Here is a 12049-nt window from a genome sequence, read left to right on the forward strand (position 1 = left end):
CGTTCAGCCTCTGTTGCTTTCTTCTCGGCTACATTCGCTGTAGAAGAAGCATACACCTCTCGCAGGATTCCCGGATGGCCAACAATCTCGTTCGTTCGCTCGCACTCGTCAGCGCGGTTGCGCTGATCCCCGCCACCACCGCGTCGCTCGCCGCGGTAGACGTCAACACCTATCGCGAGCTCGACCAGTTCATGAGCGTGTTCGAGCGCGTCCGCTCCGAATATGTCGAAACGGTCGACGACAAGACGCTGCTGCGCGGCGCGATCGACGGCATGCTGAACGCCCTCGATCCGCATAGCTCCTATCTCGACGAAAAGGGCTTCCGCTCGCTGATGACGCAGACCGAGGGCAATTATGGCGGCCTCGGGCTCAGCGTCACCCAGGAAGACGGCGCGGTGAAGATCATGACCGTCACCGAGGACACGCCGGCCTTCCGCGCCGGCCTCAAGACCGGCGATTATCTGACGCACCTCAACGGCAAGCTCGTCTACGGCGGGACGCTCGACGAGGCCGTGGAGCAGATGCGCGGCCCGCCGGGCAGCACCGTAAAGGTCACGGTGGTGCGCCCCGGGCGCGACAAGCCGTTCGACGTCACCATCACCCGCGCCGTCATCGAGCTTCCGGCGGTGAAGTGGGAAGTGAAGGACCGGGTCGGCGTGATCAACGTCAACACGTTCAACAAGTCCACCACCGAGCAGACGCTTGCGGCGATGACCGCGATCCAGAAGTCGCTCGGCGGGCCGCCGCTCGGCTACATCCTCGACCTGCGCTCCAATCCGGGCGGCCTGCTCGATCAGGCCATCTCGCTCTCGGACGCGTTCCTCGATCGTGGCGAGATCGTCTCGCAGCGGGGTCGGAGGGCGTCCGACATCGAACGTTACTACGCCAAGCCGGGCGATGCCGCGAAGGGGCTTCCGGTGGTCGTGCTCGTCGATGCCGGAAGCGCCTCGGCCGCCGAGATCGTCGCCGCCGCCCTGCAGGAGCATCACCGCGGGCTCGTGATGGGCGAGCGCACGTTCGGCAAGGGCTCGGTTCAGACCCTGCTTCCGCTGTCGCAGGCGACTGCGCTCCGGCTCACCACCGCGCGCTACTATACGCCGTCCGGCCGCTCGGTGCAGGAAGGCGGCATCACGCCGGACATCGCCGTGCCGCAGCTTTCCGATCCCGACTACAAGGCGCGGCCGAAATTCCGCGAGGCCGACCTTCGCCGCCACCTCATCAACGAGATCAAAGTCGAGGACGATGTGGTGCAGGACGACGGCAAGCCCGATCCCCGCTTCACCGCGACGGCGGAGCAGCTGAAGAAGCAGGGCATCACCGACTTCCAGCTCCACTACGCCCTGCAGACCATCTCCCGCCTCGGCAAGGTGCAGCAGGCGGCGGCAGCGCCGGCGGCCGGGAAGAAGGCGGGGACGCGTTGAGGCGCAGAGTCATTGCGAGAACGACGCGACGAAGCAATCCAGCAGCACCGCACTGGATTGCTTCGCTACCCTTGCAATGACGGCGGGTGCGGTCAGCCCGCGTAGGCAGGCTCCGCCGCAAGCCTCTGCTCGGCGGCGGCGATCAGCGGGCGGTCGTCGTGGTTCCAGGGGTGGAAGCCGGGCATGAAGAAGCCGGCCCAGGCCCCGAGGATCTTCCGGATCATCCCCGGCCGCACATAAGCGAACCAGAAGAGCCGCGCCCATGCTCTGGGGCCGGTGATCCCGTCCTGCCGGAGCAGCTCGAGCGCTCCCGCCGTGCGGTCGACCACGAAGTTGCGGGTGACGAGAAGCATCACCTTCGCCTTCACCTTCCAGCGCTTCGACCGCGGCCAGTCTTTGGTCGCGTGCAGCCAGGTGTCGTAAGCGACGCCCTTATGCTCGATCTCCTCGATCGCGTGCCAGCGCCACATCGCTGCAGTCTCGGCGTCAGCCTGATCAAGGTGCCGCGGATCGCGGAGAAGCTCATGGGCGAGGATGGCCGTGAAATGCTCAAGCGCCATGGTGGCGGCGAGGCTTGCGATCGGCGGCTTCGAGCGGACGAGGTCGAGGCGGAAATCCACCTGCTCCTCGAGCTTCGTCAGATCGTAGCCGGCATCGTGGGCGCGCCGGTTGAACTGCACATGCTCGCGGCTGTGCATGACTTCCTGGGTCGTGAAGGCCTTGATCTCCGCGGCCAGCTTCGGATCGGCACCGTCGCGGAACTTGCGGACGCTTTCCACGAAGAAGGCCTCGCCCTTCGGGAAGGTGGCGGAGAGCGCGTTGTAGAGCGCGGTTGCGACGGGATCACCGCCGTTCCACCAGCGTTCGGTGCGGCTGTCTCGCCCGAACCGCCGGTCGCGCGGGGTGATCGTCAGATCGGAGGGTGTCGCTTCGCGCCCCATGCTGTATCTCCTCGAGGACTGGCCATGCAACGTACTTACAACGATGTCAATAGTTCGTGAGCGCCTGACCCCGGGCGAGAGCCGGCACGCGGCCCTGGAAGCCGCGCGCGAGCTTCTGATCGAGGCCGGGCCGCAGGCGGTGACCCTGAAGGCGGTGGCGGCGCGAATCAGCAAGACCCACGCCAACCTGCTCCACCATTTCGGCTCCGCGGCTGGACTGCAGTCGGAACTTGCGCGGCATATCGGCAAGCGCGTTACCGCCGGGATCGCGGAGGCGGTGCAGCGTGCGCGGCAGGGGGAGGCCGATCCGCGCGAGATCGTCGACCGCACCTTCGACGCCTTCGGGCGGGAGGGCGCCGGCGCTTTGGCGGCCTGGATGATCATCTCCGGCAACCGCGACGCGCTCGATCCAATCCTCGATTCGATCCACCACCTCGTCGATCAGCTCGGCCGGGGGCATGAGGATCGTCCCGTGCACGAGATCACCTTGTGGCTCGTCCTTGCCGCATTGGGGGACTCGCTGCTCGGGGAAGCGATGGCCGGTGCGCTCGGGCTCCCGAAGGAAAAGGCGCGCGATCTGGCGCTCAGGCAGCTGCTTGCCTCCACCGGGCTAGCCGAGGCGGCTCCACGCGCCTAAATCCCCCCGATGCATTTCCTCGACCAGGCCAAGATCTACATACGCTCCGGCGCCGGCGGCCCCGGGGCCGTCGGCTTCAGGCGCGAGAAATTCATCGAATATGGCGGCCCCGACGGCGGCGACGGCGGCAAGGGCGGCGACATCGTCTTCGAGGCGGTGGAAGGGCTCAATACGCTGATTGACTTCCGCTACACCCAGCATTTCAAGGCGCCGCGCGGCAAGGGCGGGTCCGGCCAGAACCGCACGGGCGCCGGCGGCGACGATCTCGTCATCAAGGTGCCGGTGGGCACGCAGATCCTGTCCGAAGACAAGGAGCATGTGCTCGCCGACTTCACCGAGGCGGGGCAGCAGATAGTGCTTCTCCGCGGCGGTGACGGCGGCCGCGGCAATGCGAGCTACAAGACCGCCACCAACCGCGCACCGCGCCAGCACGGCACCGGCTGGCCGGGCGAGGAGATGTGGGTCTGGCTGCGGCTGAAGCTGCTCGCCGACGTGGGGCTGGTGGGGCTTCCCAATGCCGGCAAGTCCACCTTCCTCAACGCGGTCACCAACGCGAAGGCGAAGATCGGCGCCTACCCGTTCACGACGCTCCACCCGCAGCTCGGCGTCGTCCAGCATCGCGGCCGGGAGTTCGTGGTCGCCGACATCCCCGGCCTGATCGAAGGCGCGGCCGAAGGCGCGGGCATCGGCGACCGCTTCCTCGGCCATATCGAACGCTGCCGGGTCCTTCTCCACCTCGTCGATGCGAATGCCGAGGACGTGGCCGACGCTTACCGGACGGTCCGCAACGAGCTGGAGGCCTATGGCGCCGGCCTCGAGGACAAGGCGGAGGTGATCGCGCTCAACAAGGCGGATACGCTCGACGATGAGCTGCTCGATGCACTGTCGGACGAACTCCAGCAGGAAGCCGGCGAGCGGCCGCTTCGGCTTTCCGGCGCCACGGGTCTAGGCACCGACGCGGTTCTCGATGCGCTGGTCGGCCACCTTGTTGCGGAAGCCGAGGAAGACGAGGCCGAAGAGGGCGACTGGTCCCCCTTATGAAGAAGAAGCACCGCAAGAGCCGCACCCTTGCGGTGACGGGCGGCACCGGTTTCGTGGGACAGCATCTGCTTCGGATGGCGCTCGCGGCCGGCTTCGACGTGCGCGCGCTCACCCGCGGATGGAAGCCGCCCGAAGACGAGATCAGCTGGGTGGATGGCGCGCTGGACCGGCCGGAGGCGCTGCTGAAGCTCTGCACCGGCGCCGACGCGGTCATCCACATTGCCGGCCTCATCAACGGCAGCAAGCAAGCGTTCGACACCGTCAATGTCGGCGGAACCGCCGCGATGATCGATGCGGCACGAAAGGCCGGCGTCCGCCGCTTCATCCATGTCTCGTCGCTTTCCGCGCGCGAGCCGGAGCTTTCCAACTATGGCGCGTCCAAGGCGAAGTCGGAGCGGCTGGTCGCCGCCTCGGGCCTCGAATGGACCATCATCCGTCCACCCGCAGTATACGGCCCGGGCGATCGCGAGACGCTGGAGCTGTTCAGGATGGCGCGCCGCGGCTTCGTCGCGCTTCCGCCCGGGGGGCGCTTTTCGGTGATCCATGTCGAGGACCTTTGCAGGCTCATCCTCGCCACGGTGGATGAACCCGAGACCGTTTCCGAAACCTACGAGCCGGACGACGGACGGGAAGGCGGGTGGGAGCACCGCCACTTCGCCCGCACCCTGAGCCGCATCTACGGCAAGCGCGCCACCACTGTGGCGATGCCGAAGCTCGTCATGAAGGGCGCTTCCCGGCTCGACCGCCTGTTCCGCCGCAAATCGGCCAAGCTCACCCCCGACCGGGTCAATTATTTCTGCCATCCCGACTGGGTGGCGCGGGCCGAGCACCGCCCTCCCCCCGCCTTCTGGGCGCCCGAAGTGCGGACCGCCACCGGCCTCAAGGACACAGCCGAATGGTACAGGACGGAAGGCTGGCTCGGATAGCCGGCCGGCCACGGCAGCGCCCCGTTCCGGCCCTAATCGCTTGGCAGAGGTGAGCCTGAGACATAAAGGGCCAGCATGACCGACAGAGACCAGATTTTCGACAAAGTCGCCGAGCTGATCGAGCCCTTCAACAAGAAGGACATCACCCTCACGGACGCCACCACCTTCGCTGGCGATCTCGAATGGGACAGCCTCATCGTCATGGACTTCGTCGCCTCGGTCGAGGACGAGTTCGACATCCTCATCACGATGAACATGCAGGCGGAGATTGAGACCGTCGGTCAGCTCGTCGACGCGGTCGAGAACCTCAGGAACGACGGATGACGGAAGCCGTCCGCACCCCCTACGACCCGCAGGACGAGGACGCGATCGCGCCCTCCCACGGCAAGGATCTGTTCTCCAAGTTCGATCCCTTGCTGAACGAGCATCAGGCGCTGCTCGAGACGGGCGTGCGCGATCCGTTCGGCCTCGTCATGGAGAAGGTGCTCTCGCCCACCCGGGCGATCATCAAGGGCAAGGAGACGATCCTCCTCGGCACCTACAATTATATGGGCATGACGTTCGATCCGGACGTCGTCCAGGCCGGCAAGGATGCGCTCGACGCCTACGGCTCCGGCACCACCGGCAGCCGCGTCCTCAACGGCACCTACCAGGGCCACAAGGAGGTCGAAGAGGCGCTGAAAGAATTCTACGGCACCCGCCACGCAATGGTCTTCTCGACCGGCTACCAGGCTAATCTCGGGCTGATGTCGACGATTGCCGGCAAGGAGGATTACATCATCCTCGATGCCGACAGCCACGCCTCGATCTACGACGGCTGCGCGCTTGGTAACGCCCAGATCGTCCGCTTCCGCCACAACAGCGTCGAGGACCTCGAGAAGCGCCTCCGCAGGCTTCCCGCCGAGGGCGGCCGCCTGGTCGTGCTGGAAGGTGTCTATTCGATGCTGGGCGACATCGCGCCGCTGAAGGAAATGGTGGAGGTCTCCAAGCGCCACGGCGCAATGGTGGTGGTCGACGAGGCCCACGGCATGGGCTTCTTCGGCGCCAACGGCCGCGGCGTCTTCGAGGAAGCGGGCGTCGAGGATCAGGTCGATTTCGTGGTCGGCACCTTCTCGAAGTCCGTCGGCACGGTGGGCGGGTTCATCGTCTCGAACCACCCGAAGTTCGAGATCCTCCGCCTCGTCTGCCGCCCCTATGTCTTCACCGCCTCGCTCCCGCCCTCCGTGGTCGCGACTGCCGCGACATCGATCCGGAAGCTCATGCACGCGGGCAACAAGCGCGCGCATCTTTGGGAGAATAGCCGGCGGCTGCACCAGGGCCTGCGCGACCTCGGCTTCGAGATCGCGACGCCTGAGGCGCAGTCGGCGATCATAGCGGTGCTCCTGCCGGACCAGGAGACGACCGTGCACATGTGGCAGGCGCTTCTCGAGCAGGGCGTCTACGTCAACATGGCACGCCCGCCTGCAACCCCGGCCGGTATGTTCCTCCTCCGCTGCTCGCTCTGCGCCGATCATACCGCGGAGCAGGTCGGCCAGATCCTGGGCATGTTCGAAGCAGCGGGCCGTGCGACGGGCTGCATAAGCTAGCGCGATCAACTGAGTAGCTGCGTGCGGAACCCGCTTCCCACGCGACTCGCCATCCACTAGGCTCCTCCCGCTATGGCGGATGAAGAGACGGGCGCCGCCGCTCCGGACGAAGCATCGACCGGATCATGGCGGCGGGGATGGGCGAGCGCCGGCGCGATTATCGCGACGATCCTGCTCATCGGTCTCATCGGCATGGTCACGCTGTCGAACCAGCAGCGGGACGATGCGCTCGAATGGGAGCGCCGCGCCTACGACGTCACCCTCCTCACCCGCACCCTCGATGCCACGATGGCGCGTTCGGAAGCGGCGCTCGGCCGCTATGTGGTCGACGAGAATCTGAAGACCGGCAGCCTCTATTATGCCGAGTGGCGGACCGCCGGCCGCCAGATGGCGCACCTCCAGCGGCTGGTCCGGGACGATCCGGAGCAAAGCGCCCGAATGGAGGAGTTGAGGCGGCTCTACGGCGCACGAGGCGAAGAGCTCGCCACCGCGGCGCGGCAGGCGGCTGCAGGCAAGGGCAGCGGCGGCATCGTCTATTTCTATCAGGCGGGGCTCTCGCCGACCGGCCCCGCCCTCCGCAGCGCGCTCGATGCGATCTCGAAGCAGGAGCGGGCGAAGCTTCGCGAACGGATGGCGCAGACCAGCCGCTTCGCGGCCCGCGCGGATGAGCTTACCGACTGGCTCGGCTGGCTCGGTGTCCTGATCGGCATCGGCGCGATCGTGCTCGGCTTCGCCGCCTATCGCGCGATCACCGAGCATATCCTAGCTCGGCGCGAAGCCGACACGGAGGCGTCGCGGGCGATGGCGCTAGAGCGGGCGGTGCAGGAGCGCACCCGCGAGCTTCGCGACGCCAATGATAGGCTGCGCGCCGAAGCCGCCGAGCGCGCCGCTGCGGAAGCGCAGCTCCGCCAGGTGCAGAAGATGGAGGCGGTGGGCCAGCTCACGGGCGGCATTGCGCACGACTTCAACAATATGCTCGCCGTGATCGTCGGCGGGCTTGATCTTGCACGGCGGAAGCTTCGCGGGCCGAAGCGCGAGGTTGAGCTTCATCTCGACAACGCGATGGAGGGCGCCACCCGCGCCGCCGCGCTGACACGGCGGCTGCTGGCATTCTCCCGCGCCGAGGCGTTGGTACCCGAAGCCGTCACCCCCTCGGCGCTGGTGGAAGGGATGCTCGACCTGGTCGATCGTTCGCTCGGCGAGCGCGTGGCCATCCAGACCCGCTTCGCCGAGGAGCCGTGGCACATCTGGGCTGACGCCAACCAGCTCGAGAATGCGATCCTAAACCTCTGCGTCAACGCCCGCGACGCGATGCACGGCGAGGGCCAGCTCACCATCGCCGTCGAGAATGTCGCCGTTGAATGGGGCAAGGACTCGCAGCTGGCGCCGGGCGACTATGTCCGGATCAGCGTCACCGACACCGGCACCGGAATCGCGCCCGAGCATCTCGAGCGCGTGTTCGAACCTTTCTTCACCACCAAGCCGGTCGGCAAGGGCACCGGCCTAGGCCTCAGCCAGATATTCGGCTTCGCGCGGCAATCGGGCGGGGACGTGCAGATCGCCTCGGCCCCCGGCAAGGGCACGACCGTCTCTCTCTACCTCCCCCGCTCGACCCGAGCGCCGGAGACTGCCGGAGCGGCAAGCGAGGCCGAAGAGGCGCAGCCGGCGGCGGTTGGGACCTCGATCCTGGTCGTGGAGGACGACCCCCGGGTCAGCCGCGCCACCGTCGGGGCGTTGGAGGAACTGGGCTATCACCCGATCGCCTGCTCGAGCGGCGCCGACGCGCTCGCCCTCCTCGATCAGCACCCCAATGTCGAACTCCTCATCACGGACGTGATGATGCCGGAGATGACGGGGCCGGAACTGGTCCGGATCGTCGGCAACCGCTTTCCGGACCTCGCCGTGCTGTTCGTCACCGGCTATGTGCGCGAGCAGGACGAGAGCGAGGAGCTGACCGGCTACGACCTGCTCCGAAAGCCGTTCACCGTCTCCGCACTTGCGGATGCCGTGGCGACCGCCCTCTCCCGCCGCCTCACCGTATTGCCCCCCGCTTCAGCAAGCGAGGCAGCAGAGTGATCGCCGCGACGAGCGGCCAACGGCGCTGCCACGGCTTGATCTCGACCCGCGTTCCGGCATGGCGATTGATCTTCCAGGCAAGGTAATCGATGCCGCCCGCGAAGGTGAAGCTCGCCTTGGTGAGGCGAAGAACGCTCGCCCTTTTGCCGCTCCGCCGGAGCGACTTCCAGATCCGCTCCGCCGCCGCACGCGAGGGCGCGCCGCCGCCGACGCTCTCCATCGCCGCCTCGCCCACCTGTCGGTAGCGCTCGGGATCGGCATCGACGATCGATGAGGACCGGTCCCGCCGCTCGGCCCTGAGCTCGGACTGATAGGTGAGCGCGAATCCCTGCCGCCATACCGCAAGGACATCCTCGGCCTCCGCAGTCATCGGCAGCGCCAGCTTCAGCAAGGTCGGAGCCGCCGTCGCGATGCTGTCGACGACACGCTCCCGCGCCGCCGCGTCGGTTGCCCAGACGAGCCGCGACGGCTGCGCGAAGCGCGCCCAGACGGAAACGGTCTTCGCGCGCTCGCCGCATTCGCGGGCGAAATCGGCTTCGCTCAGCACCGCATATTTGGCTGCAAGCCCTCCATGCTCGAACGGGAAGACGTTGGGCGGGATCAGCCGGTTCGCGGGCGCAAGCCAGCTCCTGCCGTAGGCGGCGCGATAGTCCGACACGATCAGGTAGAAATCCAGCATCAGCCCTTCGAGCTGCCGCTCGCGGAGGCAGGATCCGTAGAACAATACCGCCCGCGCGGCTCCCGGATAGAGGCCCGCCAGCGCCTCCGCCATCGAGCTGACGCGCGGCTCCACCGGCTCGGCCAATTCGGCGGCGACGAGCGAGCGGATGCCGGGGTGCGCCATCACGCCCGTTCCATCTGGATCAGGTGCAGAGCGAGAGATAGGCGATCTCGATCACCGAGCCGCCCTGGATCGGGTTCGCGCCTGCACCGTTCGGCCCGTGCTGCACCTCCTCGGTCACCGCGCCCTTGGCATCGTGCTTGCGGCTTGAAAGCGGGTTCACCGTCTTCGCCGTGCAGTTGATCTGCAGCAGGTACGAATTCGACGTCGCGCCGGCGCCCGGAGCGACGATTTTGAACCAGGCGCTTCGCACCGGCATCTCCCCCTGGAGCGTGGAGGCGTCGATCGAAATCGTCTTCTTGTCCGCACCGGAGCCGAGATTGAGCCACCTTGGGCCGGAAGGAACGGCGGCAGCGGGAGGCGTTGCCGGCGTGGCCGGTGCCGTGGAGGGCGGCGAAGCCGGGGCTGGTGCCGGTGCGGGGGAAGCAATCGCCGGAGCTTCCTCCGCGGGTGCAGCGCTCGCGACCGCAACGACAGGGGCGGCCCCGCCGCGAAGGCCGCACGCCTCCGCCCCCTGGCGCACCTGCAGCGGCACCTGCTGGTCCTTCACATGGGTCGAGACCCAGACCAGCTCCTGCGGCGTCAGACGCGAGGGCTCCTTGATCAGCTTGGTGATGTTTGCGAGCTGCCGCAATTGCCAGACCGACAAGCTGCTGACGAGCTTGCCGCCCAGGCATTGCTGCTCGCCTGCGCTGAGGCCGTAGCGCGCCAGCTCCGGCCCCATGATGCTTGCCTCGGGGCGAACATGATCCGCCAGATATCCGCGGCATCCGGCAAGCGAGGAGACGGTAAGGACGGCAAGCAGCCAGGGACGCATTTCAACCTCACGGACAAAGGGTTGGCGGCCACTGATGCACGTTCGGGCGGCATCTTCCAAGTGCCCTGGCGTTCAGGGCAGGCGCGTCGTCCTAAACGGCAAGCCTCAGGAACGGGATCGGAGCAGTCGGCTTCAGCACGATCGGCCGGCCCTGGTTGGCCTCGAACATTTCACCGTCGAGGATCACGTTGGAATGATCGCCTTCGATCCGGATCTCGTCGCCCCGCTCGAGGTGGACGCCGCGCAGCGCGATCCCGCCAAGCTTGCCGCGCACCGCCGCGACCAGCGCACCGATCAGGGCCCGGATGCTCCGCTCGATCACCAGCAGCTGCATCGCGCCGCTCCGGCTGCCGGCACCGGGCATGCTGCTCTTGAACAAGAGCCGTTGCAGCGTCGTCACCATCAGTAGCGCAAACTGCCCCTGAAGCTCGCCATGCTTCAGCACGGACACCTTCAGCCGGCCCGGCCGCAGCGGCAGGAAACGCACGCCCTTCGGCACCAGAATGGAAATGAGGCCGAGCACCAGCGCAATCACATGCGCGACCGCATTCGGGAGGCCGAGCGGATAGATATTGTGACGGCAGTAAAGGATCGTGTCGGCAAGGCCGGCGCCGCCGAGGAACATGCCGAGCACCGGCCTTCCGCTCGCGCTCCCGTCGGTGAGGGAAATGAGCTCGCGCGAGACGATGTGCGGCTCCATGTCGGCGGAAGCGATCTCCATCACGCGCTTCAGCGCCTCGATCGGGTCGCCCTCCGCGCCGAGATCGAGAGCGATGAGATTGGTCTTCCCGTTCGGAAGCACCGCGACCGGCGGCACCTCGTCGCCGAAATGGCCGCCGTGGAAGAGTTCGGTCAGAGTCGCCTGGACGGTGCCGTCGCCGCCGTTGATGACCAGAACCTTCGGCTTTACCCTGGCGATCGTCTTCAGCGCCTCGCCGATCTGATCGACATGCTCCACCTCGTAATGGAAGATGTCCTTATGCTCCGCGCAAAAGCTCCTCACCCTCGGAAGCAGCGATCTGTTTCCGGTCGAGCGTGGGTTGGAGAGGAGCGCGACGCGGGGCATTGGATCAGGCCACCGGCCTCAGGGAACCGCCCTGAAGATAGTAGAGCACGACCGGCACCACGCGAGTGGAGCCGTTCACGGTGAACGACACCGTGTCCAGATTGGGCTTGCGCTTCAGGATGGCGTCAAACAGCGAAAGCTTGGGATTGCCGGAAAAGCCGCCACCGTCGGAGCGCGACTTCTCAGCGCCGACCTCGTGCCGAACGGAAAGGGCGTAGCGTCCGCTCGAAGGGACCGGCACGCATACGTCGATCGCCCCGGCGCGGGTGACGGGGACCTCGACCTTGCGGAGGAACGCGCCCTTCTCGAGGAAGCGGGAATTGCTTGCATAAAGCTTCACCGAGAGCGTGCCGCGCGGCACCTTGAAGCCGCTGACGCGGGCCAGAACCGCCGGCTTTCCCGCCTCGCAGAGCTTCGCATGAGGGCCAACCGCCGACTGCGCGGGCGCGGCTGCGGCCAGGGCCGCCGCCGTCGCGGCTCCCATGGCAAGCAGTGGGACTCGAGCAGATTTCAACATGACCAAACCACTCCAGAGAGCTATAGCCATGCCGTAACTCGCATGGCCTCGTTGCAATGAGCCCCCATGCAAGCCAAATGGCTGAAGCTTGCGGCCAAAATATGTTCAAGGGGCGTCCAAAAGTTGAGTTTCGGGACCCGTATCGACCGCTATCTGGCGCGGCTGATCTTCGTGCCGCTG

At 66.9% G+C, this 12049-nt stretch carries 12 protein-coding genes; 7 read left to right on the forward strand and 5 right to left on the reverse strand.

Features of this window, described 5'->3' with window-relative positions:
* Nucleotides 1–74: 74 nt before the first annotated feature.
* Complete coding sequence (locus VF662_RS15120; RefSeq protein ID WP_464142737.1) at nucleotides 75–1421, forward strand: S41 family peptidase; 1347 nt, start codon at nucleotides 75–77, stop codon at nucleotides 1419–1421.
* A gap of 92 nt (nucleotides 1422–1513) precedes the next feature.
* Here VF662_RS15120 and VF662_RS15125 read toward each other — a convergent pair whose 3' ends face one another.
* Nucleotides 1514–2362 (reverse strand): metal-dependent hydrolase, encoded by an 849-nt coding sequence (locus VF662_RS15125; RefSeq protein WP_464142739.1) that lies wholly within the window; start codon nucleotides 2360–2362, stop codon nucleotides 1514–1516.
* Nucleotides 2363–2405: 43 nt separating this feature from the next.
* Between VF662_RS15125 and VF662_RS15130 the strand changes: the two genes are divergently transcribed.
* From VF662_RS15130 to VF662_RS15155, 6 genes are all read left to right on the forward strand, one after another.
* Nucleotides 2406–2999 carry a TetR/AcrR family transcriptional regulator gene (locus VF662_RS15130; protein WP_464142741.1) on the forward strand — a complete coding sequence of 198 codons (594 nt, stop codon included), beginning with the start codon at nucleotides 2406–2408 and terminating at the stop codon, nucleotides 2997–2999.
* Nucleotides 3000–3008: 9 nt separating this feature from the next.
* Nucleotides 3009–4040: a GTPase ObgE gene (obgE, locus tag VF662_RS15135; RefSeq protein WP_464142743.1), complete on the forward strand. Its 1032-nt coding sequence runs from the start codon at nucleotides 3009–3011 to the stop codon at nucleotides 4038–4040.
* Nucleotides 4037–4966 carry an NAD-dependent epimerase/dehydratase family protein gene (locus VF662_RS15140; RefSeq protein WP_464142745.1) on the forward strand — a complete coding sequence of 310 codons (930 nt, stop codon included), beginning with the start codon at nucleotides 4037–4039 and terminating at the stop codon, nucleotides 4964–4966. The genes obgE and VF662_RS15140 overlap by 4 nt, the downstream gene beginning before the upstream one ends.
* A gap of 75 nt (nucleotides 4967–5041) precedes the next feature.
* Nucleotides 5042–5290, forward strand: a complete 249-nt coding sequence (locus VF662_RS15145) for an acyl carrier protein (RefSeq protein ID WP_464142747.1) — start codon at nucleotides 5042–5044, stop codon at nucleotides 5288–5290.
* Entirely contained in the window at nucleotides 5287–6552 is a 1266-nt protein-coding gene (gene spt, locus VF662_RS15150) for a serine palmitoyltransferase (RefSeq protein ID WP_464142749.1), read from the forward strand. The genes VF662_RS15145 and spt overlap by 4 nt, the downstream gene beginning before the upstream one ends.
* A gap of 72 nt (nucleotides 6553–6624) precedes the next feature.
* Entirely contained in the window at nucleotides 6625–8628 is a 2004-nt protein-coding gene (locus tag VF662_RS15155) for a hybrid sensor histidine kinase/response regulator (protein ID WP_464142751.1), read from the forward strand.
* Here VF662_RS15155 and VF662_RS15160 read toward each other — a convergent pair.
* From VF662_RS15160 to VF662_RS15175, 4 genes are all read right to left on the reverse strand, one after another.
* Nucleotides 8585–9472, reverse strand: a complete 888-nt coding sequence (locus VF662_RS15160; protein ID WP_464142759.1) for a hypothetical protein — start codon at nucleotides 9470–9472, stop codon at nucleotides 8585–8587. The genes VF662_RS15155 and VF662_RS15160 overlap by 44 nt on opposite strands.
* A 19-nt stretch (nucleotides 9473–9491) precedes the next feature.
* The gene (locus tag VF662_RS15165; protein WP_464142753.1) at nucleotides 9492–10286 is read right to left on the reverse strand and encodes a hypothetical protein; all 795 of its coding nucleotides are present in this window, start codon (nucleotides 10284–10286) and stop codon (nucleotides 9492–9494) included.
* A 91-nt stretch (nucleotides 10287–10377) separates the two neighbouring features.
* Nucleotides 10378–11352 (reverse strand): diacylglycerol/lipid kinase family protein, encoded by a 975-nt coding sequence (locus VF662_RS15170; protein ID WP_464142755.1) that lies wholly within the window; start codon nucleotides 11350–11352, stop codon nucleotides 10378–10380.
* A gap of 4 nt (nucleotides 11353–11356) precedes the next feature.
* Complete coding sequence (locus VF662_RS15175; protein ID WP_464142757.1) at nucleotides 11357–11869, reverse strand: DUF2141 domain-containing protein; 513 nt, start codon at nucleotides 11867–11869, stop codon at nucleotides 11357–11359.
* Nucleotides 11870–12049 lie beyond the last annotated feature (180 nt).

Source organism: Allosphingosinicella sp. (genome assembly GCF_036387215.1).
Lineage (GTDB): Bacteria > Pseudomonadota > Alphaproteobacteria > Sphingomonadales > Sphingomonadaceae > Allosphingosinicella.